The sequence below is a fragment of the Actinomadura sp. KC345 genome (genome assembly GCF_004348515.1).
Classification (GTDB): domain Bacteria; phylum Actinomycetota; class Actinomycetes; order Streptosporangiales; family Streptosporangiaceae; genus Spirillospora.
This window is the reverse complement of record NZ_SMKH01000015.1, coordinates 14,106-38,145: the sequence shown is the minus strand read 5'-3', so window position 1 is coordinate 38,145 and position 24,040 is coordinate 14,106. Positions and strand designations below refer to the sequence as shown.

Below are 24,040 nucleotides of genomic sequence, written 5' to 3'. Positions count from 1 at the left end.
CTCTGAAGCACAGCCCTCTGAAGGAGAGAACCACGTGGACCGGTTCCTGACCGCCGACGACCTCGCCAAGACGCTCCGCCAGGACGTCAGGGAGGGGCTCACCGGCACGCCCAAGACCCTGCCGCCCAAGTGGTTCTACGACGAGCGCGGCAGCGCGCTCTTCGAGGAGATCACGAAGCTGGAGGAGTACTACCCGACCCGCCGCGAGCGCGAGATCCTCGTCGCGCGGGCGCCCGACATCGCCGCCGCCACCGGCGCCCGCACGCTGCTGGAGCTCGGCGCGGGGTCGGGGGAGAAGACCCGGCTGCTGCTCGACGCGCTCGCCGGCACGCTGCGCTCGTACGTGCCCGTGGACGTGAGCGGCGACTTCCTGGAGGAGGCCGCGGCCGGGATCGCCTCCGACCATCCCGGTCTCGACGTCCGGACCGTCGTCGCCGACTACGAGCAGCACCTCCACCTGCTGCCGGGCGGCGAGCGCCGCCTCGTCGCCTTCCTCGGCGGGACGATCGGCAACATGCCGCCCGCCTCGCGGATCGGGTTCCTCGGCGGCGTCCGCGCGGCCATGACCGGCGGCGACTTCCTGCTGCTCGGCGCCGACCTGGTCAAGGCCCCGGAACGGCTCGTCCGCGCCTACGACGACGCCGCCGGGGTCACCGCCCAGTTCAACCGCAACGTCCTGTACGTGATCAACCAGGAGCTGGACGCGGACTTCGACCCGGAGGCGTTCGAGCACCTCGCGGTCTGGAACGAGACCGAGGAGTGGATCGAGATGCGGCTGCGGTCGACCCGCGACCAGGACGTCCGGATCGGCGGCCTGGACCTGGAGGTGTCGTTCGCCGCCGGCGAGGAGATGCGCACCGAGGTCTCCGCCAAGTTCCGGCGGGAGCGCCTGGAGGCCGAACTCGGCGCGGCGGGGATGGAACTCGCCGAGTTCTGGACGGACCCCGAGGGCGACTTCTCCCTCACGCTCGCCCGTCCCGCCGCCGGCTGAGCCGGGCCCGCCGGCCGGTCCGGAGGCTCAGTCCTTCCGGGCCGGCCGGGCGAGGCCCATCCGCTTCAGGTCCCCCGCCAGGCGCGTCGCGACGTACCGGTGGCCGGCCGGGTTCGGGTGGGTGCGGTCCTTCTTGATGTACTGCGGCGCGTTGCCCACGCCGGTCAGCGGGTTGCCGGTGACCCACCGCTCGCCGATCGGGTCGACGAACGGGACGCCGAGCTGCCCGCTCAGGTTCTTCAGCGCGTCCCGGACGGCGGTCGCGCCCTGCGGCGGCGTCCCCGTCCCCCAGATCGGCCCCATCAGGACGATGTGCGTGCCGGGCCAGCGCTGCCGGACGCGTTCGAGCAGCACGTGCGCGGCGGCGGCGACCTGCTGCGGCGCGACGCGCCAGTCGTTGTGGCCGCCGGACACGATGAGCATGTCGGGCGCGGGCCGCCAGCCGAGCTGGCTCTCGAACAGGGCGAGGAACGCCTGCTGCCCCCGGCCCTTCACGACGAAACCGGACCCGGCCCGCCCGCCGACGACGACCTGCCAGCCGAGCAGCCGCGCCGTGGCGGACGCGTACGTCGACTCCGGCTGGACGCGCCCGTCGCCGACCGTGTAGCTGTCGCCGAGGAACATCACCACGGACGGGGTGTCGCGGGGCTCGCCCTCACCGCCCCGCCCCGGGCTGTCCGCCGCCGCGGACCGGTGCACCGGGCCCCCGACCGGGGAGCATCCGGTCGCGGCCAGGGCCGCCGCAAGGCTCAGGCACAGCACGAGCGTCGCCGCGCCGCGGCGGGCGCGGCGAGATGTCATCGATGACCACCTATCGTCCAGAGCCCCTCCGGGCTCGGATCTGCCCCCCGCATCTTACTGATCCGCCGCCCCCGCCGGGGCCGCGTCCACGACGCCGAAGCGGCGGCGGACGCGCAATCGCGGTCTCGCCTCCACCCGCCGTTCACTTCGCGGCTCAGGGCGGGCAACCTGCCGCCGAGAGGGTGCGGCGGTGACTCGACGGGAACGGCTGCGTGAACTCGATCTGCTGCGCTTTCTGGCCGCGCTGGCGGTGGTGCTGTACCACTTCACCGGATTCGGCGGGGCGGGCGCCTGGCCCGAACCGGCGTACGACGTCTTCCCCGAGATCGCCCCGCTCACCCGGTTCGGGTACCTCGGCGTCGACCTGTTCTTCGTCATCAGCGGGTTCGTGATCCTGATGAGCGCCTGGGGACGCGGGCCGGGAGAGTTCGGGATCTCCCGGCTCGTCAGGCTGATGCCCGCGTACTGGGTCAGCGTTCTGCTCGGTGCCTTCGTGTACGCGGTGTTCCGGCAGGGGCACGGCGTTCCCGGCGTGGTCATCCCGAACCTCACCATGCTGCAGGGCGGGCTCGGCGTACGGAACCTGGACGCCGTCTACTGGACGCTCTGGGTCGAGCTCCACTTCTACGTGCTCATCGCCGTTCTCGCGGCGATCGGAATCACCTACCGCTCCTGCCTCGTCTTCATGGCGGTCTGGATGTTCGGCGGCCTCTTCGCCGAGCAGGCCGACCACAAGCTGCTCCAGGTGATGCTGGTGCCGACGTGGAGCCCGTACTTCATCGCGGGCATGGCGCTCTACATGATCTACCGGTTCGGCCCGACGCTGCTGCTGTGGGGATACGTGGCCGTGACGTACCTGATGGCGCTGCGCTACGGCGCGTGGCGCGCGGAGGACGTCTTCCGCGGCGCCGACGAGATCGTGGTCAGCGCCATCATCACCGCGATCTACGCGGTGATGATCCTCGTCGCGACGGGGCGGCTGAGCCGGCTCCGGTGGAGCGGGCTGACGCTCCTCGGGGCGCTGACCTATCCGCTGTACCTCGTCCATTCGCAGCTCGCGCTCCCGCTGCTCGACGCGATGTACCCCGGAATCGACAAGTGGGCCGCGCTCGCGGTGGCCGTCGCGGCGTCCCTGCTGGCCGCCTACGCCGTGCACCGCTTGGTCGAGCGTCCGGGCGCGGCATGGATGCGGACCCGGCTGCGCGCGTCACTGGAGCCGATGCGGCCGCCGCCCGTGGAAGCGTCTACGTTGGTCGACCATGGCGATGGGGGTGGACGCGGCCGTGCTCGCGTCGACGGCGGTGAGCCTCGGGACCGCACCCCGGCTGATGCGGCGCAGAGGTGACCTCGGAGCGGCCGCCGGACGGCGGTCCTGGGCGCGCCCAGAAGCGTTCCTGGCCTTGGTGGTCGCACTCGTCTATGTGAACCAGGTGCTGTTCAGCGTCTACGTCCTGCGTGTGCACGGCGGTGACGCGTCGTTCATCGCGAGGTATCTGCCCGAGGGATGGTTCGCGCTCGCCGACGGCCCGGCCATGCGCGGTGTCGCGGAACGCTTCCCGATGCCTGAGTCGCTGGAGCCGTCCGTCCTGCGGGTGCAGGCGTTCCTGGAACTGCCGCTGGTGCTCCTGGCCTACGTCACGGTGCTGCGGTGGCTGGATCGCGGCCTGTATCGGCGCCTTGCGCGTTCATGGCTGGTGTGGGCGGCATCGTTCTCGTACACGTTCGTCTTCTGCGCGGTCGAATGGGATCTGCACAACCCCTACACGGTGGACGACATCGTGATCCGAGCCTGCTCGGCTGTGGTGACACCCCCGCTGCTCTGGTGGCTCGCAGGTCAGGAAGAGGACGAGACCACGGCGCCATCGGCCGTGCGGATGCTCCTCTTCGCCGTCTCGGTCTGGGCGCTGGGGCATCTCGTGTTGACCGTCTACGACACCGCCCTGCTCTACAACCTCGGTCATCTGGGTGGACGGCTCCCAGGCGCGGTGATCGCGATGTGCGTTCTCGTGGGGGCGCGCTGGGCGACGTCCCGGCTGCGACCGGGCGGAGAAGCCGGTGTCGCGCTGTCGTCCGTCGCCGGCGGGTTGCGGTGGGCGTTCGTCGTGTTCTTCGTCCCGGCCCTGGCCGTCCGGTACGGGCCCAACGTGGGTGCGCCGCTCGTCGCGGCCGTCGCGGCGCTGGCCGTGTGCCTCGTCGCCGCCGTGTGCGCGCTGCGGGACGCGCTCGCGGGAGCCGGGACGAGACGCATCGCGCTCTGGGCGGTGCAGGCGGTCGCGGCGCTGGCCGCCGGGGGTGCGGCCGGTTCCGCGGCCGTCCTGCTGGTGACCGACGCCTACTACGAGGCCGGGCTCCTCAGAGGAGCGGGGGTCTGCCTCGCCGCCATGGTCGCGGTGTGCGCCCTCACGGACCGCTGGTGTGACACTCCGGTGGCGGTGGGCGCTGGAGGAGGTAAGGGCGTCCGGCCGATGTGAGCGGGCTTCGGCCGGACGCGCTGCCTCCGGCGGGTCCGCTGTCCCCCGGTCGGGCCCGCCGGAGGTTCCAGCCGTCCCGGAGGCCGCCGTCGATCAGGGCGCGGCCGGTCCGCCCTCCTCGTCCATCGGGCGCAGTTCCTCGGTGTAGGCGACCGACAGGCGGCGCATCACCCCCGACCCGTCGACGGAGTACTGGCCGAGGCGCAGCAGCGGCGGCGAGTACGCGTGGATCGAGACGCTGGCGTCGTCCACGCCGGTGAGCCGGTGGATGTGGTCGGGACCGAAGCAGAACGACCGGCCCTCCGTGACCACCGTCCGCAGGGGCTCGCCGCCGAGGCGCGGGTTGTTCTCCTCCACGGCCCCGGCCACGACGCGGACGGCGCCGGACGACACGTCGTGGTCATGCCAGCCGGTGTCGTTCTGCGGCGTCCAGCACAGCAGCCAGACGTCCACGTGCTCGTCCCTGTAGAGCGAGGCGTAGTGGCGCTGTCCGTCGGAGAACGCGACGTGCCGGCGCCACAGGTCCGGCCGCTCCGCCACCTCGTCGACCAGCTCGCGCAGTTCGCGCTTGTCGAGGGTGCGGCCGGGCAGGCTCTCGAAGCCGGCGGCACGGGGGATGACCTCGGATGACACGGGTTGGCTCCTCTCCGGTGTCTCGTGGTCGCGGTGCCGTTCACGCAGGGAGTATGCGTGATCTTCACCATGCGCGAACGGGCAGGACACGGCTACTGAACCGCATCACTGAACCGTATCAGTTAAGCGATTCAGTGAACCGGTTCAGAGGAGCGCCGTCAAGTCGGTTCGCCGCGCTCTCGGCGGCGGGCTCTAGGGTTGGAGAGGTGTCGGACAAGCGCAAGCGCGCGACCATCCGGGAAGTGGCGCAGGCGACGGGGCTGTCGCCCGCCGCCGTGTCGTACGCGCTGCGCGGCATCCAGACGTCGGAGGAGACGCAGGAGCGGGTCCGCGCGGCGGCGGACGAGCTCGGCTACGAGGCGCACCCGATCGCCCGCGCCCTCGCCAGCGGCCGCACCGCCCAGGTCGGCATGCTGTGCGGCTCCCTGGAGGACTACTGGCAGCAGTCCCTGGCCATCGGCATCGGCCGCGCGCTGCTGGCCCGTGACCGCTACGCCCTGATCGTCGACGCGGGCGGCGAACCCGAGCGGGAGCTGGCCCTCGCCCGCCGGCTCCGCGACCAGCGGGTGGACGGCCTGATCGTCCAGCCGCTCGACCCGTCCGCCGCGCTGTGGACGGAGCTGGCCGCGTCGATCCCGGTGGTGTCCATCGGCGACGCGCTGCACGGCGGGCAGGCGCAGGGCGAGGTCGTCTTCGACAACCGGCGGGGCGTCACGCTCGCGCTGGAGCACCTGCGCGACCTCGGGCACCAGCGCCTCACCGTGTTCACCCCGACGGGCGCCAGCACCCCCGACCGGCCCGCCGACGTGCACGTCAACGCCGAAGCCGAGCGTCTCGGCCTCCACGTCGACGTGGTCGTCGTGCCGCAGTCGCTCGCCGCCGCCACCGAGGTCGCCCTCCGGGTGCTCGACAGCCCCGACCGCCCCTCGGCGGTGTTCTGCTTCGCCGACTCCATCGCCTACGGCGTCTACGCCGCGACCCGCGAGCTGGGCCTCGCGGTCCCCGGCGACGTCGCCGTCTGCGGATACGACAACCATCCGATGTCGGCGCTGCTCACCCCGCCGCTCACCACCGTCGACTGGGACATCGACGGCATCGTGCACGCCGCCGTCCGGCTCGTCGTGGACGTCATCGACGGCAAGCCCCGCAAGCGCCGCGTGGTCCGCGAGCCGTCCCTGTTCGTCCGCGCCTCGACCGGCGAAGCGCCGCGGTAGGGGGTCAGGGGTGCAGCCGGGCCAGGCCGGGCAGCAGGTCTGCGGCGGCGGCGATGTCGGAGTCGAGCGGCCGGTCCTCCACGCGCGGGTCGAGCACGGCGTCGGCCATGTCGTACGCCGCCCGCAGCGGGCCGCCGGACGGCGCGCGTCCCTGCATCCGCAGCGCCCGGACGGCGGCGACCAGCTCGCAGCCGAGTCCGAGCCGGTAGGCGGCGACGGCGTCGGTCGTCGCGCGGGCCGACTGGGTGGAGAATCCCGCGTGCTCCTCGACGCCGCGCGACAGCACAGCGCTGCCGAGCGCCGCCGGCGTCGCGAGGCGCCGGACGTCGGCGAGGCACGAGTGCGCCACGTACTCCAGGATCATCATCCCCGAGGAGGCCTCCGTCGCGCCCTGGAACGGGTAGAGGCCGGTGAACGCCGGCTCGGCGAGCGTCCCGAGGCGGGCGGCGGCGAGCGCCATCGTCTGGAACAGGGCCGCGCGGGCGGAGTCCAGCGCGAGACCGGCGTAGGCGGTGTGGAAGTTGCCGTTGTGCCAGGCCGCACGGCCCTCGACGTCGATGAGCGGGTTCTCGGCCGCCGCGTTGATCTCCCGGGTGACGACCTCCTCGGCGTAGGCGGCCGCCTCCAGCGCCGGGCCGTGCACCTGCGGGAACGCCCGGTAGCCGTAGGGGTCCTGGATGCGCATCGGCGCGGGCTGGTCGAACGCGAGCAGCGCCCGCGCCGCCGCGGCGGCCTCCCGCTGGCCCGGATGGGGGCACGCGTCCTGCACCGCCTGCGCGTACGGCTCCGTCGAGCCCCGGACGGCGAAGTGCGACAGCGCGGCGGCCACCGTGGACGCGCGGAGCAGCTCCCGCAGGTCGGCCACCGCGAGCGCCGACTCCCCGAGCGTGGCCGCGTTGGAGCTGATGAACGCCAGCGCGTCCGGCGAGCGCAGCCGGTAGCCGGGGCCGGGCCGCAGCACTCCCTCCTCGTCGGTGAGCCACGCCCGCTCGCCGAGCAGGCACAGCGCGGTCGAGGCCAGCGCGGTCAGGTCGCCGGTGCCGATCGCCCCGTGCACCGGTACCGGGGGAAGGAGACCCAGGTTGAGCGCGTCCGCGAGGGCCCGCAGCACGCCCGGCTCGACGCCCGAGCCGCCCGCCGCGATCTGGTTCAGCCGGATCGTCAGCATCGCCCGGACGATCTCCGGCGCGACCAGCGGTCCCGCCCCGGCCGCGTGGCTGCGCAGGAGCCGCAGGCCGTGCGCGTCGGCGTCCTCCCACTCCACGTCCACCACGCGGTTCGCGCCGACGCCCGTGGTGCGCCCGTACACCGGCTGCGCCTCGGCGAGCTCGCCCGCCACCCGCCAGGCCCGCCGAGCCCGCGCGACGCCTTCCGGGGCTATGGCGATCGTCACATCCTCGCGGGCGGCGCGGACGACCTGCGCGCATGTGAGCGCGGTTCCATCGATAACGATTCGGCTGTTCTCCACAGCGCGAGGCTACTTTCCCCGGAATACAGGTAGGTATGCTCCAGATTCCATGTTCCGGACACGCTGCGACACGTCGCCGACCGTACCTGTCGCTACGGTTGGTGAGAAGGCCGTACCGATCACCCGGCGTCGCGGGCGCCCCGACGAGGACGTGAATCGTTGATCACCTTTGAGGGCGTCACCAAGCGCTACCCCGGCGGCACCGTCGCCCTGGACGACGTCAGCCTCGACTGCCCCACCGGCCGCATCACCGTGTTCGTCGGCACGTCCGGGGGCGGCAAGACCACCGCGCTGCGCACCATCAACCGCATGGTGGAGCCGACGTCCGGCCGCGTGCTCATCGACGGGCAGGACGTCCGCGAGCACAAGCCCGCCGAGCTGCGGCGCGGCATCGGCTACGTCATCCAGCACGCCGGGCTGTTCCCGCACCGCACCATCGAGGACAACATCGCGACGGTCCCGCACCTGCTGCGCTGGAACAAGAAGAAGGCGCGGGACCGGGCCCACGAGCTGATGGAGCGGGTCGGGCTGGAGCACTCCATGGCGCGGCGCTACCCGTTCCAGCTGTCCGGCGGCCAGCAGCAGCGCGTCGGCGTCGCCCGCGCCCTCGCCGCCGACCCGCCGATCATGCTGATGGACGAGCCGTTCAGCGCCGTCGACCCCGTCGTCCGCGCCGAGCTCCAGGACGAGTTCCTGCGCCTCCAGGACGAGCTCCACAAGACGATCGTGTTCGTCACCCACGACATCGACGAGGCCATCAAGCTCGGCGACCGGATCGGGGTGTTCCAGACCGGCGGGAAGCTCGTCCAGGTCGACAGCCCCGAGGCGCTGCTCGCCCGGCCCGCCGACGACTTCGTCGCCGGGTTCATCGGGCACGACCGCGGCTTCCGGCGGCTCTCGTTCGTCCCGGCCTCGGCCGCGCCGCTCAGCGACCGGGGCGTCCTGCCCGCCGACGCGCCGGTCGGCCGGGCCCGCGACGCGGAGGACGGCTGGGTACTGGTCGTCGACGCCGACCGCCGCCCGCTCGGCTGGGCCGCGGAGGGCGTGCTGCCCGAGTCGGGCGTGCTGGGCGACGTGCGGCTCGCGCCGATCGGGCACACGTTCGACGTCGAGGGCGACTCGATGCGGGCCGCGCTCGACGCCGCGATCCTGTCGCCGTCCGGCCGCGCGGTCGGGGTGGACGGGGCGGGGCGGCTCGCCGGGGTCGCCGACCAGCGGGACCTCAGCACCGCCATCGCCCGCTCCGGCACCGGCGTCGCCCCCGAGCCCGCCGCCCGCGACGAGCCCGCCGGTCACGGGCCCGCCGCCTCGAAGGACGGTGGCTGATGGAGATCGACTGGGGCTGGATCGCGGACCACACCGACTCGCTCGGCGAGCACGCCCTCATCCACCTGCGGCTCGCGCTGCTCCCGGTGCTGTTCGGCCTGCTGATCTCCATCCCGGTCGGGGTGCTGTGCCGCCGCTGGGGCTGGCTCTACCCGCCGACGCTGACGATCTCGAACGTGTTCTACGCAATCCCGTCGCTGGCCCTGTTCATGATCTTCATCCAGTACACCGGGCTCACGCCGTCCACGGTCATGATCCCGCTGACGCTCTACAGCCTGTCGGTGCTCATCCCGAACGTGGTGGACGGCCTGGCGTCGGTGTCCGAACCCGTCCGGCAGGCGGCCACCGCCATGGGATTCGGCCCGCTGCGCCGCCTCCTGCGCGTCGAGCTGCCGATCGCCGTCCCCATCGTCATCGCCGGGACGCGCGTCGCCGCCGTCTCGTCCATCAGCCTCGTCGCGGTCGGGCAGCTGATCGGCCAGGGCGGGCTCGGTTACGACATCATCCGGGGCTACCAGCTGTCGTTCCAGACCCAGATCATCGCGGCGACCGTCCTGATCGTGCTGCTGGCCCTCGTCACCGACGCGATCCTGGTCACCGTCCAGCGGCTGCTCACCCCGTGGGCCCGAGCCCGGGGGAAGGCCTCATGAACGACCTGTGGAACCAGATCGACCTGTTCTGGGGCTGGCTGACCGCGTCGTCCCAGTGGCAGGGCGACGACGGCATCCCGCACCGGCTGCTGGAGCACCTCTACTACACCGGGGTGGCGATGCTGTTCGCCGCGCTGATCGGCCTCGCGCTCGGCCTGCTCGTCGGGCACACCGGCCGCGGCGGCTTCCTCGCCGTCAGCCTCGCCAACGTCGCCCGCGCGATCCCCACGTTCGGCCTGGTGCTGTTCATCGTCGTCATCGACTACAGCATCACCCCCGTGCTGGTCGCGCTCGTCGCGCTGGCCGTCCCGCCCATCCTCGTCAACACCTTCGAGGGCGTCCGCGGCGTCGACGCCGACGCCAAGGACGCCGCCCGCGGCATGGGCATGACCGGCTGGGGGGTGCTGTGGCGGGCCGAGCTGCCGATGGCGCTGCCGCTGATCCTGCTCGGGCTGCGCACGTCCGCGATCCAGGTCGTCGCCACCGCCACCATCGCCGCCTACCCGGGCTTCGGTGGCCTCGGCCGCTACATCATCGACGGGCTGGCCCGCAACGACTACCAGCTCGTCGTCGGCGGCACCGTCCTGGTCGTGCTGCTCGCGCTGATCGTCCAGCTGGTCTTCGCGGCGCTCCGCCGCGCCGTCGTCTCCCCGGGCCTGCTCGGCTCCGCCCGTTCCTCCTGACCACCTAACAGAGGAAGACCCATGAAGAAACTCATCCGTGGCGCGGTCGTCGGCCTCGTTGCTGCCCTCACCCTGTCCGCCTGCGGCGGCGGGGACTCCGGCGACGACAACCCGCTCGCCGGCGGGGGCGCGGGCGGCACCGTCACCGTCGGCGGCGCGAACTTCCCCGAGAGCAACCTCCTCGCCGAGCTGTACGCCCAGGCACTCGAGGCCAAGGGCGTGAAGGTCACCCGCAAGTTCAACATCGGCGCCCGCGAGGTCTACTACGACCAGGTCGTCAAGGGCGGCATCAGCGTCATGCCCGAGTACAACGGCGCCCTGCTGGTCACCTCCGTGGACGAGAACAGCAAGGCCGCCACCACCGAGGAGATCAACGCGGAGCTGAAGTCGAAGCTGCCCGCGTCGGTCGAGATGCTCGCCTCGGCCGAGGCCGAGGACAAGGACTCCGTCACCGTCAACCCGCAGACGGCGGCCAAGCACGACCTGAAGTCCATCGCCGACCTCGAAGGCGTCGCCAAGGACCTGGTCATCGCCGGGCCGTCGGAGTTCGAGACCCGGCAGCAGGGCCTCAAGGGCCTCAAGGAGGCCTACGGGATCGAGTTCAAGGAGTTCAAGCCGTTCGACGCCGGAGCCCAGTCCACGCTGGTGAAGCTGCTCGTCGAGGACGAGATCCAGGCCGCCGACCTGTTCACCACCGACCCCACCATCGAGCAGAACAAGCTGGTCGTCCTCGAAGACCCGAAGAACGTCTTCAACGCCCAGAACGTCACCCCGCTCGTCCACAAGGAGTCGGTGGACCAGACGGCGCGGGCGGCCCTCGACGCCGTCTCCGCCAAGCTCACCACCCAGGACCTGCTCGACATGATGAAGCGCGTCGTCATCGACAAGGACGACCAGGAGAAGGTCGCCGAGGACTGGCTCAAGAAGTCCGGCCTCGTCTGATCATCCCGCTGCCGGAGCCCGCCGTCCCTCGTGACGGCGGGCTTCCGCGCGTCCGGTCACCCCGTCGACCTGACGTACTGGCGGCGCTTCCGGTCCTTCACGACGATGCCGAGACGGGACAGTTCCTCACGGAGCTCCCGCACGTCGCCGTGACCGGAGCCCTTCTCGTCCAGAACCTTCTGGCGGGCTTTGAGGAGGGCGTTGACCCCTTCCGGAAGCCCGGGAAGATCGGGTACCCAGAGGCGGAACTCGTCCTCGTACGGATCGGCGTCCGCCCACGGGTAGCCGTGCCGGACGACGGCGCCGGCCACGCGCCCGAAGGGGAGGCCGCATTCGTGCCGCGCGAGTTCCCCGCCTTCGGTGCCGAGGACGACCAGATGCCTGCCGTCACGGCAGACGGTGGCGATGTCCGCACGGGAGAGCCGCTCCTGACGACCCTTGCGGGTGAGCACGACCTCATCGCCGTCCAGGCGCATCACCGTTTGCTCGTACTGGGCGACGACTCCCAGCACCGCCCCGGCCAGGACGCCCACGGCGGGCAGGACCGCGGCGGGAATCGACGTGACCAGCTCGGCCGGACCCTGCATCGGCGCCCACGGCAGCGTCACGAGCCAGTCGGCCAGCAGGCCGAGAAGCCGGCCGAGGCCCGCGCCCCCCAGCATGGCGACGACATAGAGCCCCACCGTGCTCCAGACCGGCTCACGCAGCACGGTGACCTTGCCGCCCCGCTCGGACGTCTTGCCCACGCCGTCTCCCCTTGCTCTCGCGGTAGGTCGACCGGCCTCACCGGCTGACCTTCACCACGAAGGATCGTCCTCCACCCGCCACGCCCGCGAGAGCCCCTCGGCCAGACCCCACCGACCAAGGTCGACGCGCCGACCGCCTTCGGTTCAACGCGGCGACGCGGCTTCCTGACGATGAAGCGGCTCGTCATCGACAAGAGCTTCGCGGAGGAGCTGTGGGGACTCTGACGCGCGGGGACGTCATCTCTTCGTAAGAAGCGGCGGCGGCCTCGGCCGCTAGCGTTGCCGGCATGAACAAGGCGATCGTGCTGATGGTCGGTGCCGCGCTGCTCGCGACCGGATGCGGTGGTGGCGGCGACGCGACGAGCGCCGTCGAACCCCGGAGCGAGGCGCCCAGGAGCCCCGCCGCGCAGAGCCCCGACGCGATGGGCCGGGATGTCCCGGCGGCGCTGGAGTTCAAGGGCGAGACGCTGGACGGCGAGGCGTTCGACGGTGCGAGCCTGGCCGGCAGGCCGGTGGTGTTCTGGTTCTGGGCGCCCTGGTGCCCCAAGTGCCTCTCCGAAGGCCCCGACGTGGCGAAGGCCGCCGGGAAGCACGGAGACCGGGTCTCGTTCGTCGGCGTCGGGGGGCTGGAGAAGGACAAGAGCCGGTTGGGTGACTTCGTGTCCCGGACCGGCACCGGGAAGCTCACCCAACTGGACGACCGGACCGGCAAGCTGTACTCCCACTTCAAGGTGACCTCGCAGTCCTCGTTCGTCTTCATGGCGACCGACGGCAGGACGAGCAAGGAGTCCGGGCCGCTCGACGAGAACGAGCTGGACCGGCACGTCGACGACCTGCTCGGCTGATGGAGCAGATCTCGCTCGCCCTGGCCGCCGGGCTGGTCGCGGCGTTCAACCCGTGCGGTTTCGCGCTGCTGCCCTCCTACCTGACGCTGCTGGTCGCGACGCCGGGGGCGGGCGGCGTCTGGCGGGCGCTGCGGCTCTCGGCCGCGATGACCGCTGGGTTCGTCACCGTGTTCGGCGTGTTCGGCCTGCTCATCTCCGTTGTGGCGACCTCCGTCCAGCAGTACCTGCCCTGGTTCACCATCGTCGTCGGCCTTGCCCTGCTGGTGCTCGGCGCATGGCTGGTGACCGGACGGGAACTGCTGCTACGGCTGCCCCGCGTCCAGACGGGCGGGCTGACGGGTTCGCCGGTCGGGCTGTACGGCTACGGCGTCTCGTACGCCGTCGCCTCCCTCTCGTGCACGATCGCGCCGTTCCTGGCCGTCACCGGACTGGTGTCCGGCGGCACGGGCATCGCCGCCGGGCTCGCGGCGTTCGCCGCGTACGGCGTCGGCATGGGCGTGGTCGTAGGGCTCCTGTCGATGCTGGTGGCGCTGGCACGCGAGGCGGCCGTGGCGCGCACCCGCCGGGTCCTGCCGCACGTCTCCCGGGTCAGCGGCGCCCTTCTTCTCCCGGCCGGGCTCTACGTCACCTACTACGGCTGGTACGAGACACGCCTCAACGCGGGAGCCTCGGCCGACTCCGCGGTCGTGGACACCGCCACCGGCATCCAGGGCGCGCTCACCACCTGGCTGGACCAGATCGGCGTCTGGTGGATCGCCGCCGCCTTCACCGCCCTCGTGGCCGCGACCGTGGCGGCGCACCGCCTGCGGCGTCATCGGCAAGCATCCGAGAAGGACGTCGTCCAACGGTGACCCGGACCGGGGCTCGTACAGCACCGCTTGGCTTCAGGAGCCGAAGTGCTTGTCCAGGCGGGGGTAGCGCATGGTGTGGGCGCCGCCGTCGACCAGAAGGAGGTCGCCGGTCATCCACGCGGAGCCGTCGCCGGCGAGGAACAGGACCACCGAGGCGATGTCGGCGGGGGCGCCGGTCCGGCCGAGCGGAGTGTTCTCCAGGTACTCCTGCTCGGCCTCGGTGCCGGTGATGGCGGCGGTGAGCGGCGTGTCGACGAGCCCGGGGGCGATCGCGTTGACCCGGATGCCCCGCGGACCCAGCTCCATGGCCGCGACCTTGGTCAGCATCTCGACGCCGGACTTGCTCGCGCAGTAGGCGGCGAAGCCCGCCGCCGGCCGGCGCGCGTTCAGCGAGGCGATGTTGATGATCGACCCTCCGTCCGCCATCAGCCGCGCCTCGTGCTTCACCGACAGGAACACGCCGGTCAGGTTGAGGTCGATCACCCGGCGCCATTCGGACAGGGGCAGCTCGGTCACCACCCCGAACGTGCCCGAGCCCGCGGCGTTCACTGCCACGTGCAGCGGCCCGGAGGCGTCGGCCGCCGCACGTATCGCCTGTTCGAGGCGTTCTTCGTCGGTGACGTCCGCGACCAGTGCGTGCGCGCCGCCGCCGAGTTCACCGGCGTTCTTTTCGACGGCGTCCTCCGCGACGTCGACGAGGGTCACTGCCGCCCCAGCCCGCGACAGCGCCCGGGCGCATTCGAGCCCGATTCCCGAGCCCGCGCCGGTGATCAGGGCGTGCTTTCCGTCCATGCCGTTCATCGGAGCGGGATGTTCTCGTAGTAGGGGATGACGATCTCGTCCGTGGTGGTGACGTCACCCAGCATCGACGTGGTGACGGGGTGGACGACCTCGTTGGAGATGGCGACGTTGATCAGGGCGGGTCTGCCGGAGTCGAGGGCGCGGCGGATGGCCGGGCCGATCTCGCCCGGTTTCTCGACGTGCTCGCCGTAGGCGCCGAACGCTTCGGCGACCTTCTCGTACCGGGTCGGGGCCAGCCGGGTGACGATGTCGTTGCCCGCGCCGAACAGGACGTCCTGGCTGTGGATCGACATGCCCCACGTGTCGTTGGACAGGACCACGGTCACGATGGGCAGCTCGTGGCGGACCATGGTGTCGAGTTCCTGGATGTGGAAGCCGACCGCGCCGTCTCCGGTGATCTGGACGACCCGCCGGCCGGGTTCGGCGCGCTGGGCGCCGATGGCGAAGCCGTGCCCGACGCCGAGGTGCCCCTGGTGGCCGAGGCCGACGACGAGGTCGATGTCGGCCGAGAAGGCGGCCGACATGGTCCAGGCGAGCGACTCTCCGCCGTCGGCGACGACGATCGAGCCGGGGTCGAGGGCGGCGAGCGCCTCCCGCGTGGCGTGGTGCGGGTGGATCCGCCCGTTGACCACGTCGGGGGCGTCCGCGAACAGCAGGTCCGGGAGCCTGCTCGCGCCCATCAGAGTCTCCGCCCACTCCTTGCGCGCGGGCCACGGCCCGTCGTGGGCCGCGAGCATGGCGGCGAGGGTTTCGGCGGGGTCGGCCTGGACCGCGACGTGGACGGGCCCGAGGCGTCCGATCTCGGCCGCGTCCGGGTCCACCTGGACGATCTCGGCGTCGGCGGGGATGACCGCGCCGGGGCGTCCGCCGCTGTGCATGCCCGGGGTGAAGCCGAGCAGCATGACCACGTCAGGGGTGGCGCCGCCCGACATCGCCAGCGCGGCGAGGGTCGCGACGCCGCGTCCGTTGAGCGGATGGCCCGGCGGCAGGCCGCGCGAGGCGGGACCGCCGGACAGTACGGGGATGCCGCTGGCCTCGGCGAAGTCGATGAGGATCCGGCGGTCGCGCGACCACCGCAGCCCCTCGCCCGCCAGGACGACGGGGCGTTCGGCGCCGTCCAGCGCCCGTAGCGCGCCGGCGAGCGCCCGGCGGCCCGGACCGGTGCGGGCCCCGAGGTCCGGCCGTCCGGCCGGGCGGACCCGGGCCGGGTCGACCGGCGCGAACGCCACGTCGATCGGCAGTTCGAGCGCGACCGGCCCCGGACGGTCCGACAGGGCCCGCCGGACGGCCAGCCCGACCAGGTCGGGAATGCGCGCGGGGTCGGTGATGCGGTGCGCCCACTTGGTGACCGGTTTCAAAGCGGCGATCTGGTCGATGCCTCCCTGCAGTTCCCGGGTCTCGGCCTCGCGCAGCGGGGGAGCGGCGACGACGACCAGCAGGGGGACGCCGTCGGCGTAGGCGTTGGTGATCCCCGCGAAGCCGTTGGCGAAGCCCGGCCCGCTGGTCACCGCGGCGACGCCGAGCCCGCCGGTCACCCGCGCGTATCCGTCGGCGGCGTTGACGGCGGCGGCCTCGTGCCGGAAGTCCAGCAGCTCGATGCCCTCGTCCGCGCAGCCTCGGTAGAAGGAGTCCAGGTGGCCGCCGTGCAGGGTGAACACGATGGGAGCGATCTCCGCCAGAGTCCTGGCCAGGAGAATGCCGCCGTTGGGATCCACGAGCCCTCCTCGACCGGAGACTTCGATCTCCACAGATACTTGAGTTCCCCTCGGGTGACAAGGGTCCGCGGACGGCTGCGGCCGCCTACCCGGGCCGTACGACGATCTTCACGTGGTCGCCCGGGGAGTGCAGATCGGCGAAGGCCCCGGCGACGCCGTCGAGCCCCACGGCACCGGTGACGAAGGCGTCCGCGTCGATGCGCCCGGCGGAGAGCAGTCCCAGCGCGTGCGCGAACTCCTCCTGCCGGTAGCCGTAGACGAAGCTGATCGACACCTCCTTCAGGACGGCCGTCACCGGTGCGATCGTCTCCGGCTCGGTGGCGACGCCCACGCCGACGATCCGGGTGTGCCGCGGAACCCCGTCGATGACCTGCTGGATCAGCCCCGCGGCGCCGACGCACTCGAACGCGATGACGTTCCCGGGCGGCACGCCGTCCGCCAGCAGCGGCGAGGGCGGCCTCTCGACGACGCCCAGATCGTCCCACCGCCCGTAGGGGGAGGACTCGGCGGGATCCAGCACGATGTCCGCCCCCAGGTGCCCGGCCAGCGCCCGCCGCGCCGCCGAGAAGTCGCAGGCGATCACCGGCCCGTGCCCGCCGGCCCTGAGCGCCGCGATCACCGCCAGGCCGATCGGCCCGCATCCCACGACGAGCGCCGCGTCGCCGGAGCGCGGGCGGGCGGCGGCCACCGCGTGCACGCCCACCGCGAGCGGCTCGGTCAGCGCCGCGTGGTGACTGGGCAGGTCGTCCGGTACGGGCAGGAGCAGCGACTCCTGCATCACCGCCCGCTCGGCGAACGCGCCCGGGAGGACGGTCGACAGCCCGAGCGGCTCGGGGCCGGACGGACCGTCGGCATAGGGCACCGACACGACACGCGTCCCCGGCGGGAACCGGCCCGAGGCCCCCGGCCCGGCCTCCAGGACCTCCGTGCAGAACTCGTGCCCCATGACGATGCGCGGGGCGTCCTCGCCGAACGCCGCGAGTGCGTCGGCCATGTGCAGGTCGGACCCGCAGATCCCCGCCGCCAGGGGCGCGACCAGCACCTGCCCCTCGCCGGCGACCGGCTCCGGAACGTCCCCGACCCGGACCCCGGTTCCCGAGGTGTACGCAGCGATCATCCGGCACTCCTCATCCGCTACGGCCTGTGACCTTCAGGTGGGCGATCACGGGATAGTGGTCGGACGCGTAGAGCCCCCCGACGCGGTAAGGGTCGATCTCGGTCCACACGGTCTCGACCTCCCCACGCGCCAGGATCCAGTCGACCCGCTTGCCGCCCCGCTTCGGGGGGCGCCACCGCCCGATGGTGCGGTATTGCGGGCCGCGCCGCTGAGCCGTCGTCCAGGTGTCCTGGAACGCGCCTGGCCCGGTGAGGATCGTGTAGACGGGCGACGCCCCGGCGGTGGAGTTGAAGTCCCCGGTCAGCACCACCGGAACGCCGCTCTGGAACCCGCGCACCCGGTCGAGGATCAGCCCGGCGCTCTTGACCCGGGAGCCCGCCGACGCGTTGTCCAGATGTGTGTTGGCCTGGTAGAGGACCGTTCCGGTGCGACGATCGCGGAACTTGGCCCACGTCACCATCCGGACGTACTTGTTGCCCCACGTCGACGAGCCGATGACGTCGGGGGTGTCCGACAGCCAGAAATGGCCGAAGTCCAGAACCTCGAACCGCCGCTCGGCGTAGAAGATCGCGAGGAACTGGTCCTTGGTGCCGCCCTGGGTGCCCAGCCCGATCCAGCCGTGGTCCGGCAGCGCCTCGGCCAGGTCGCGGACCTGGTGCCACCGCGCCTCCTGGACCCCCAGCAGGTCCGGATCATGACGTCCGAGCAGATGCCCGACGAGCTTGCGCCGGGTGCGCCAGTCCCGCGGCGGCTGATCGTCCACGCCCCGCACGTTGTAGCTCATCACCCGCACCGTCCCGTCCCCCTGCGCCGGCTCGACCAGCACGAACCCGGAGACGAGCACCAGCGCCCCGCCCGCCGCCGCCGCCCAGAACCACCGATGCCGCAGGAGGCGTCCGCGCATCTCGCCCCCCTCGCCGAAGTCGGGACCGGCCGCTCCCTTCACCTTCGCCGCACGACACCCATCGATCAAGAGCGCCGGTGCCGACCGTCCCGGCGGGCACCCGTCGATCCGATCGGGCACCGCCCCGCCGGCGGGACGGCGGGGCGGTGCCCGTCACCGCGGTGTCACCAGTTCTTGTACCGGACGTCGCCGAGGTCGCAGAAGGTGCAGGTGGAGCTCAGGAAGTCGTCCGCGCGGCGGAACTCCTCGTCGGCGAGCAGCCACCTCAGCCAGGCGGTGATGATGTGCTGCCCGTTCCGGGTGGCGAGGATGTGGTCGGTGTCGTCGAGGATGTTGAACCACACCGGCACGTCGGTGTTGGTGTAGTCGCGCTCCATGTTCCCGGTGGCGAAGTCGTCGTCGCCGCCGATGTAGAGGGCCGGTCTCCGGAGGTTGTCCGGGCCGCCGCCGTCGAAGGAGCCGCCGGCCACGTGGACGGTGGTCGCCAGCCGCGGCTCGTCGGCCACGTCGAACGTTCCGAGCGACCCGCGGGAATGGCCGCCGAAGGCCACCTCGGAGGTGTCGAGGTCCTGGTACAGGGGACTGGCCGGACTGGCGTTCCGGGTCTCGAGCCAGTCGAGGGCGTCGACCATGTAGCCGCCGTCGCTGGAGGACACCTCGCTGTAGACGACGAACCCGTGCGAGGCCCACTGGCGCAGCATGTCCTCGTAGTCGGCCGGGTCGGATCCCGCGCCCGGACCCCACACGAGGATCGGGTGGTCCACACCGTCCCGGCCGGCGTCCGCCGGGTACACCAGCCATCCGTCGTCGCCGGGCCCGGCGGACTCGTCGACGGCCACCGCGTACGGTCCGGGTTCGGTGACGTCGTCCACGGGCGGCAGCGACCCGCCCGGGGGCGCATCGCCGTCCCCGGCCTCGACGAGCACGTCGTCGACGGTCAGGGTCTCCAGGAGCCCGTCCGCGTCCAGGGAGAACCGCAGCCGCAGGTCACCGCCCTCGACCGACGCCGGCAGCCGGAACGACGCCGCGCCGGTGGCGGCGCGCGACGATTCCAGCGCGGTGAACGCGCCGCCGTCGACCGAGTAGGCCGCGGTGAAGGTCTCACCGAGGTCGAGTCCGGACGCCGCCCGTGTGTAGGAGACCGTCACGTCGCCGTGCCCGGTCAGGTCGATGGCCGCGGACGTCATGGACGATCCGGAGAAACGCGACCCGCGCAGCCGGGCGCCGTAGGCGCCGGTGCTCACCGAACCGGTGGCGGTGAAGGTGCCGAGCCCGTCGGAGAAGTCCTCGGCGTAGACCGGCTGCGCGGCGGAGGCGGGGGCCGTGACGGCGCCCGCGGCGCCCATGGCCAGCACACCGATGGCCACCGCGCCGGTTCTCCGCAGGCGTCCGCTGATGCGAGACATGTCTGAGTTCCCTTCTGGCCGCGCCGGTCGACCGCGCCGGCGCACCGTTGTACCGAGTGCGTCCCTCGGCCCTGCTCCCGGACCGGAAGCAGACCGTCCCGAGTCAAGCCGCGATCTCGGAAACGGGAATCAGCGAAATCGCCGGTGCGGCGCCGGTGGCGCCGAGTGCGCGATCCGCGGACGGGGGGCCGGGCGCACCGCGTGGCCGGGAACGGCGCCCTCGATCGCGCGGCTAGCCGTGGCCGGGGTAGGCGGCCAGGTCGCCGTGGCGGATCCTGCGCGGGTCGGCGTCGAGCGCGATGCGCCGGCGCGGGTCGCGGTCCCACTCGGGGACCAGGCCGTGGTCGCGGAGCACGCCGACGACCTCGTCGCCCAGCGCGACGCGGGTCTCCTCCGAGCCGTCAGGGGTGTCGAAGGCGAGGTACAGGGGGCGCCGGACGGTGTCCTGCTGGTGGTAGAAGACGTAGCCGCGGGCCTGCTCGGCGCCGCCGTCGTGGGGCTCGTCGCGGATCTCCAGCAGGCCGCACCTCTGGCAGCAGGCGAAGTTCTCGCGCGCGACGATCGACCGGGCGTTGAGCTCGTCGAAGGCGTCGCTCAGCCGGTCGCCGTCGGCCGGACGCCCGCCCAGGCTCTCCTGCCAGGCGAGGTGCCGGGCGAACTCGTGCCTGAGCAGGTCCACGAGCCAGGCGCGCAGGTCGTCCTCGCCCACCCCTTCGAGGTCCTCGTACTCGCCCGCCTCGATCTCCAGGGGCAGGTCGATCATCAGGTGGCCGTCGACGACCTCCTCGACGATCTCGTCGAACGTGCCGTCGGCCAGCGCCACCGGTACGGCCAGCTCGTCGTACATGACGTCGAGGACTTCGCGGGCGTTCAGCTCGGAAAGAGGGGTGGGCATCGTGCTCTCTCACGGTCCGGGGGGCAGGGCGGACGGGCCGCCGTGGTCCCGGACGGCCCGCTCCGATACTGACGCCGGTCGCGCCCGTCGCGTTCCATGCCCGGGAGGTCCGCGGCGCGCTAGCGGTAGCCCCGCTTGATGAGGTGCTCGGCTCCCGCCTCGAAACCCTCGGGGGAGGGCAGCTCGAATCCGAAGGCGTCGGCGAGCCGGTTGGTGACGTTGAAGGCGGCGCAGACCGCGAGCGCGTCCCTGACCTGCTCGGGTGAGGCGCCGGCGGCCAGCACTTCCCGCATGTCGCCGGCGCTCGCCGTGCCCTCCCGGGTCAGCTTGCCGAGCATCCGCAGCGTGGCCCGCAGCGGGTCCCCGACGGGGGCCGATTCCAGGTCGTCCAGCACCGCCGCGACCCGCGGCCCGTCCCGGTACGCCTGCCTTGCGGTCGCGGTGTGCGCGCCGACGCAGAACGCGCACTCGTTCACCTTGGACACGTAGGCCGCCATCAGCTCGCGGTCGCCGACCGACCAGGCGGACGGCCCGCGCATCGCCTCCTGGGTGAAGTCCCTGGCTCGTGCACCGTAGAAATCCGGTCGGTAGAAGACCAGCCTGGCGGCGTCCGGCAGCGGATGCCCGGAGAAGACCCGGATGAGCGCGAACATCAGCTTGGTCCCGGGACGGTAGCCGCGGTTGAGGATGTCAAGTCGCATGGCCCGGCCTCTCCGTGTCCGTCGCTTCGGCCAGTGCCGCCAGACCGGCGTCGTACTGTCTGGCGGACTGCCCGACCGCGGCGCAGATGACCAGCTCGAACACCTGGTCCTCGGTGCAGCCGGATGCCTTCGCCGCCTCCAGGTCCGCGGCGGTGACCCGCGCCGGGCTGTCGGCGACCTTGCCGATCAGCGCGTCCAGCGGCGGGGAGACCGCCTCTTTGTCGTAGGCACGTGCCCGCTGCTCCGCGGATGTCGTGCCTTTCCCGGTCAGCACACGTTCCACCAGGGCCTGGTGCGCTGCTCGCTTGCTGTCCTCCGGCACTGTGTCCTCCGTGTTCTCGGGTTGCCCGCTCTCAGGTATAAGACGATCGGCGCGCCGCCGGTTACGACACGCGGCCGAAGAAGACCGGCCTGCTGCGGTCATTCCTCCTGTGGTTCCGGTGGCGGGAGGTAGGGGCGGAAGTGGTCGGCGACCGCGACGGCGACGGCGCCGAGGGTTCCGTCGATCTCCATCACGCGGATGCCGAGGCGCCGGGCGGTGCGGACGGCGTCGGCGGCGACGAGGCGGTCCCGTTCGACCCGGTTGCGCTGGGCCCGCTCGGGGTCGCCGACGTCCAGTCCGAGGGCGCCGGCGCGGTCGAGTTCGCGCAGTTGCCTGGCGCGGAACGCCTCGGTGGGCACCATCACGAGCATGCGCCGGGGCGAGTCGATGATCGGTGCGACCAGCTCGGGGCGGAGCCCCCAGCCTTCGGCGACGACGGGACGTCCGGAGAACAGAGCGCGCAGGTCGTCCAGCGCCCATTCGAAGCGGTCCGGGAACCCTTCCAGCGTCTCGGCGGCCATGTCCTGCGGGGTGGTGTCCACCCAGGCGGCATCGGGGTCCGGGTCGGCGGGAGGCAGGCCGAGCCTGACGCGGCGGGCGATCCGGCGATCGTCGTGGCCGCGGGCGTCGTGGAGGTCGTAGTGGTAGGCGGTCATCCCGTGGCGGACGGCCAGCAGCCGGGCCACGGTGGACTTGCCCGCCCACTGGCCGCCGCCGATCCACAGGACCCGCCGGAGCGTGCCGAACGGATCCCAGATCTCGGTGCCCGTGTCGTCCCCGGCCACAGGTCTCCTTCTCGCGGCGAAGCGGACCGGTCGTCGATCACTCAGCGTAGTGGCCGGTGTGCCTCCTCCGTGGCCGGACCGCGGTCACGAGGGGCTGATGATCGTGCGGTCTCCGTCCAGCTCGTAGGCGATGACCTGGACGACCGGGAGCCGGTCGGTTTCGCGGGGCCCGCCGCCGGTGCTCGGCCCGGTCACCGTCAGCAGGCGTGTCCCGCCCGGCCGGTTCGCCTTCTTCTCGTGGGTGCCCAGTTCGCCGACCGTCTTCAGCCGTGTGACGTCCGGGCCCGCGGCCGCCACCAGATGCCAGTTCCGGGACGAGCGCCACCACAGGACCGTGGCCAGGGTCCGGGGGGAGGATACGGCGTCGCTGTTCGTCCTGCCCCGCTCGGACAGGGCCCGCCCGTCGCCGGAGATCAGGATCGAGGTGCCCGGGGTGCTCTCCGGGGAGGACGTGTCCACCGTCAGCAGCGTCGCCCGGCCTCCGCCGTCGGGGAGGTCGCCGCTCCACAGATGGCCCAGCAGCAGGTCCCCCGACTCGGTCAGCGTCTTCCCGCCGTCGCAGGCGACGGCGTGCAGCGCCGCCCACCGGAACCGCTCCGGCTGCTCCGGAGGGTCGCGGAACGACACCCGCGGCGCGGCGGAGGCCGGGTCGTGCGAGGCGAGCTGGGTGATGGTCCGTCCCTCGCCGATGGCCGGCCGGAACGCCATCCGGAACGCCACGAAGTTCTGGCAGCGCCGCGTGAACCAGGGCCAGGGCAGCGGATCGCTCAGCCCGTCCCGGACCGCCAGCGGTGCCCAGGCCGGAGCGTTCCGGGACGGCACCGCCGCGCGCACGTCCCGCAACCACGGCGGGACGAGGTACCGCCACGTCATGCCCAGCGTGATGAGCTGCCCGGCGCCCGTCCCGAGCTTGCGGACCGACTCCACGCCGCGCGACAGGCGCCGCTCGAAGTACTGCGCCACGCTGGGCGTGTCGTGCGGGCCCGGGGAGTCGCGCAGCACGACCAGGGACGCGTCGTCCACCGTCCCGGCGTACAGCAGGACGACGCGGCCGAGCGGCGGGTGGCGATCGTGGGCCCGCCAGGCGCCGGCGGCCCGGCGCAGCAGCCCGGTGTCGTGGCGCAGCGCGCCTTGGGCGGGCCATTCGTCGATCGTCGGCTCGCCGGTCGCCCGCCACGCGCGCGGGTCGATCGCGACCGGCTCGCCGGGTCTCTCGTCCCGCTGGGCGAGGACGAATCCGGTGACGGCCAGTAGTACGGCGGCGAGCACGGCCGCCAGGGCGGGGCGCCGGCCGGGCGTGGGACGGAGGCGGACGAGGTCGGGCTCGAACGCGTCGATCTCGGCACGCTGCGCGGCCTCGTCCAGCCCGGTTCGGTCGTCCACCGCGGCGGTGGCCTCGTCCACGTCACGGAAGTCGGTCCGCAGGTGGATGCTCATCTCGGCGGCGACCTCGGGTGCGGTGAGGCCGTCGCGGCGCAGCAGGTAGGCGACGCGGTCCTGCGGCGGCAGTTCCCGCAGCGCCGCCCGGACGGGGCCCGGCGGGGTCCGCACGGGTTCGAAGAGCAGCCGCTCCGGCCGGAGCCTCCCGGGAGGCGGGCCGGTGAGCAGGATCGCGACGAGCCGCGCCCGCATGGCCGGGTAACCGCCGTGCCGTACCCGCGCGGCCCTGGCGGCGACGCCGCGGGCGCGCGTGAGCGGGGCGTCGCCGTCGTCCAGCACCAGGTACGCGAACCGCAGAAGGCCGGCGTAGTGCGCGCGATCCACCGTCCGCAC

General features: G+C 72.6%; 24 protein-coding genes. 10 read left to right on the top strand and 14 right to left on the bottom strand.

Features of this window, described 5'->3' with window-relative positions:
• Positions 1-34: 34 nt before the first annotated feature.
• The gene (egtD, locus tag E1281_RS04500) at positions 35-991 is read left to right on the top strand and encodes an L-histidine N(alpha)-methyltransferase (RefSeq protein ID WP_131875848.1); all 957 of its coding nucleotides are present in this window, start codon (positions 35-37) and stop codon (positions 989-991) included.
• A 27-nt stretch (positions 992-1,018) separates the two neighbouring features.
• Here egtD and E1281_RS04495 read toward each other — a convergent pair whose 3' ends face one another.
• The gene (locus tag E1281_RS04495) at positions 1,019-1,792 is read right to left on the bottom strand and encodes an SGNH/GDSL hydrolase family protein (RefSeq protein WP_131875847.1); all 774 of its coding nucleotides are present in this window, start codon (positions 1,790-1,792) and stop codon (positions 1,019-1,021) included.
• Between the two features lie 190 nt (positions 1,793-1,982).
• On the opposite strand from E1281_RS04495, the gene E1281_RS04490 reads away from it, so the two are divergent.
• A complete protein-coding gene (locus E1281_RS04490) occupies positions 1,983-3,137 on the top strand; it encodes an acyltransferase (RefSeq protein ID WP_131875846.1) in 1,155 nt (384 codons plus the stop codon).
• Positions 3,052-4,263, top strand: a complete 1,212-nt coding sequence (locus E1281_RS04485; RefSeq protein WP_131875845.1) for a hypothetical protein — start codon at positions 3,052-3,054, stop codon at positions 4,261-4,263. The genes E1281_RS04490 and E1281_RS04485 overlap by 86 nt, the downstream gene beginning before the upstream one ends.
• 93 nt (positions 4,264-4,356) lie before the next feature.
• Here E1281_RS04485 and E1281_RS04480 read toward each other — a convergent pair whose 3' ends face one another.
• Positions 4,357-4,896 carry a cysteine dioxygenase family protein gene (locus E1281_RS04480; protein WP_131875844.1) on the bottom strand — a complete coding sequence of 180 codons (540 nt, stop codon included), beginning with the start codon at positions 4,894-4,896 and terminating at the stop codon, positions 4,357-4,359.
• 206 nt (positions 4,897-5,102) lie between these two features.
• Between E1281_RS04480 and E1281_RS04475 the strand changes: the two genes are divergently transcribed.
• Complete coding sequence (locus E1281_RS04475) at positions 5,103-6,110, top strand: LacI family DNA-binding transcriptional regulator (protein WP_131875843.1); 1,008 nt, start codon at positions 5,103-5,105, stop codon at positions 6,108-6,110.
• Between the two features lie 4 nt (positions 6,111-6,114).
• Here E1281_RS04475 and E1281_RS04470 read toward each other — a convergent pair whose 3' ends face one another.
• Positions 6,115-7,578, bottom strand: a complete 1,464-nt coding sequence (locus tag E1281_RS04470) for an aromatic amino acid ammonia-lyase (protein WP_131875842.1) — start codon at positions 7,576-7,578, stop codon at positions 6,115-6,117.
• Between the two features lie 159 nt (positions 7,579-7,737).
• Between E1281_RS04470 and E1281_RS04465 the strand changes: the two genes are divergently transcribed.
• Genes E1281_RS04465 through E1281_RS04450 form a run of 4 tightly spaced genes read left to right on the top strand, consistent with a single transcriptional unit; the run spans position 7,738 to position 11,179 of the window.
• On the top strand, positions 7,738-8,904 hold the full coding sequence (locus tag E1281_RS04465; RefSeq protein ID WP_131875841.1) for an ATP-binding cassette domain-containing protein: 1,167 nt from the start codon (positions 7,738-7,740) through the stop codon (positions 8,902-8,904).
• Positions 8,904-9,554, top strand: a complete 651-nt coding sequence (locus tag E1281_RS04460) for an ABC transporter permease (protein WP_131875840.1) — start codon at positions 8,904-8,906, stop codon at positions 9,552-9,554. The genes E1281_RS04465 and E1281_RS04460 overlap by 1 nt, the downstream gene beginning before the upstream one ends.
• Entirely contained in the window at positions 9,551-10,237 is a 687-nt protein-coding gene (locus tag E1281_RS04455; RefSeq protein WP_131875839.1) for an ABC transporter permease subunit, read from the top strand. Before E1281_RS04460 ends, E1281_RS04455 begins: the two co-directional genes overlap by 4 nt.
• A gap of 21 nt (positions 10,238-10,258) precedes the next feature.
• Entirely contained in the window at positions 10,259-11,179 is a 921-nt protein-coding gene (locus E1281_RS04450) for an ABC transporter substrate-binding protein (protein ID WP_131875838.1), read from the top strand.
• Positions 11,180-11,235: 56 nt separating this feature from the next.
• Here the strand turns inward: E1281_RS04450 and E1281_RS04445 are convergent, their stop codons facing one another.
• The gene (locus E1281_RS04445) at positions 11,236-11,925 is read right to left on the bottom strand and encodes a hypothetical protein (protein WP_131875837.1); all 690 of its coding nucleotides are present in this window, start codon (positions 11,923-11,925) and stop codon (positions 11,236-11,238) included.
• Between the two features lie 287 nt (positions 11,926-12,212).
• On the opposite strand from E1281_RS04445, the gene E1281_RS04440 reads away from it, so the two are divergent.
• Positions 12,213-12,770 (top strand): redoxin domain-containing protein, encoded by a 558-nt coding sequence (locus E1281_RS04440; RefSeq protein ID WP_131875836.1) that lies wholly within the window; start codon positions 12,213-12,215, stop codon positions 12,768-12,770.
• Positions 12,770-13,621, top strand: a complete 852-nt coding sequence (locus E1281_RS04435) for a cytochrome c biogenesis CcdA family protein (RefSeq protein ID WP_131875835.1) — start codon at positions 12,770-12,772, stop codon at positions 13,619-13,621. The genes E1281_RS04440 and E1281_RS04435 overlap by 1 nt, the downstream gene beginning before the upstream one ends.
• A gap of 33 nt (positions 13,622-13,654) precedes the next feature.
• Here the strand turns inward: E1281_RS04435 and E1281_RS04430 are convergent, their stop codons facing one another.
• From E1281_RS04430 to E1281_RS04385, 10 genes are all read right to left on the bottom strand, one after another.
• On the bottom strand, positions 13,655-14,413 hold the full coding sequence (locus tag E1281_RS04430) for an SDR family NAD(P)-dependent oxidoreductase (protein ID WP_131875834.1): 759 nt from the start codon (positions 14,411-14,413) through the stop codon (positions 13,655-13,657).
• 5 nt (positions 14,414-14,418) lie between these two features.
• Positions 14,419-16,137: a thiamine pyrophosphate-binding protein gene (locus E1281_RS04425; RefSeq protein ID WP_131875833.1), complete on the bottom strand. Its 1,719-nt coding sequence runs from the start codon at positions 16,135-16,137 to the stop codon at positions 14,419-14,421.
• Positions 16,138-16,222: 85 nt separating this feature from the next.
• Positions 16,223-17,254: a zinc-binding dehydrogenase gene (locus tag E1281_RS04420; RefSeq protein WP_131875832.1), complete on the bottom strand. Its 1,032-nt coding sequence runs from the start codon at positions 17,252-17,254 to the stop codon at positions 16,223-16,225.
• Between the two features lie 10 nt (positions 17,255-17,264).
• Positions 17,265-18,158 (bottom strand): endonuclease/exonuclease/phosphatase family protein, encoded by an 894-nt coding sequence (locus E1281_RS04415; protein WP_131875831.1) that lies wholly within the window; start codon positions 18,156-18,158, stop codon positions 17,265-17,267.
• A gap of 164 nt (positions 18,159-18,322) precedes the next feature.
• Entirely contained in the window at positions 18,323-19,564 is a 1,242-nt protein-coding gene (locus E1281_RS04410; protein ID WP_131875830.1) for a hypothetical protein, read from the bottom strand.
• Positions 19,565-19,796: 232 nt separating this feature from the next.
• Positions 19,797-20,459, bottom strand: coding sequence for a hypothetical protein (locus tag E1281_RS04405; protein WP_131875829.1), 663 nt, complete (start codon positions 20,457-20,459; stop codon positions 19,797-19,799).
• Between the two features lie 119 nt (positions 20,460-20,578).
• Complete coding sequence (locus tag E1281_RS04400; RefSeq protein ID WP_131875828.1) at positions 20,579-21,160, bottom strand: carboxymuconolactone decarboxylase family protein; 582 nt, start codon at positions 21,158-21,160, stop codon at positions 20,579-20,581.
• Positions 21,150-21,482 carry a hypothetical protein gene (locus tag E1281_RS04395; protein WP_131875827.1) on the bottom strand — a complete coding sequence of 111 codons (333 nt, stop codon included), beginning with the start codon at positions 21,480-21,482 and terminating at the stop codon, positions 21,150-21,152. The genes E1281_RS04400 and E1281_RS04395 overlap by 11 nt, the downstream gene beginning before the upstream one ends.
• Before the next feature lie 98 nt (positions 21,483-21,580).
• The gene (locus tag E1281_RS04390; RefSeq protein ID WP_131875826.1) at positions 21,581-22,267 is read right to left on the bottom strand and encodes a hypothetical protein; all 687 of its coding nucleotides are present in this window, start codon (positions 22,265-22,267) and stop codon (positions 21,581-21,583) included.
• 84 nt (positions 22,268-22,351) lie between these two features.
• Positions 22,352-24,040 carry a sigma-70 region 4 domain-containing protein gene (locus E1281_RS04385; RefSeq protein WP_131875825.1) on the bottom strand — a complete coding sequence of 563 codons (1,689 nt, stop codon included), beginning with the start codon at positions 24,038-24,040 and terminating at the stop codon, positions 22,352-22,354.

Coding starts and splice junctions, on each gene's coding strand:
- E1281_RS04495 (WP_131875847.1), bottom strand. CDS start 1,792: ATGACATCTCGCCGCGCCCGCCGCGGCGCGGCGACGCTCGTGCTGTGC.
- E1281_RS04485 (WP_131875845.1), top strand. CDS start 3,052: ATGGCGATGGGGGTGGACGCGGCCGTGCTCGCGTCGACGGCGGTGAGC.
- E1281_RS04460 (WP_131875840.1), top strand. CDS start 8,904: ATGGAGATCGACTGGGGCTGGATCGCGGACCACACCGACTCGCTCGGC.
- E1281_RS04455 (WP_131875839.1), top strand. CDS start 9,551: ATGAACGACCTGTGGAACCAGATCGACCTGTTCTGGGGCTGGCTGACC.
- E1281_RS04450 (WP_131875838.1), top strand. CDS start 10,259: ATGAAGAAACTCATCCGTGGCGCGGTCGTCGGCCTCGTTGCTGCCCTC.
- E1281_RS04440 (WP_131875836.1), top strand. CDS start 12,213: ATGAACAAGGCGATCGTGCTGATGGTCGGTGCCGCGCTGCTCGCGACC.
- E1281_RS04435 (WP_131875835.1), top strand. CDS start 12,770: ATGGAGCAGATCTCGCTCGCCCTGGCCGCCGGGCTGGTCGCGGCGTTC.
- E1281_RS04430 (WP_131875834.1), bottom strand. CDS start 14,413: ATGGACGGAAAGCACGCCCTGATCACCGGCGCGGGCTCGGGAATCGGG.
- E1281_RS04420 (WP_131875832.1), bottom strand. CDS start 17,254: ATGATCGCTGCGTACACCTCGGGAACCGGGGTCCGGGTCGGGGACGTT.
- E1281_RS04415 (WP_131875831.1), bottom strand. CDS start 18,158: ATGCGCGGACGCCTCCTGCGGCATCGGTGGTTCTGGGCGGCGGCGGCG.
- E1281_RS04410 (WP_131875830.1), bottom strand. CDS start 19,564: ATGTCTCGCATCAGCGGACGCCTGCGGAGAACCGGCGCGGTGGCCATC.
- E1281_RS04405 (WP_131875829.1), bottom strand. CDS start 20,459: ATGCCCACCCCTCTTTCCGAGCTGAACGCCCGCGAAGTCCTCGACGTC.
- E1281_RS04400 (WP_131875828.1), bottom strand. CDS start 21,160: ATGCGACTTGACATCCTCAACCGCGGCTACCGTCCCGGGACCAAGCTG.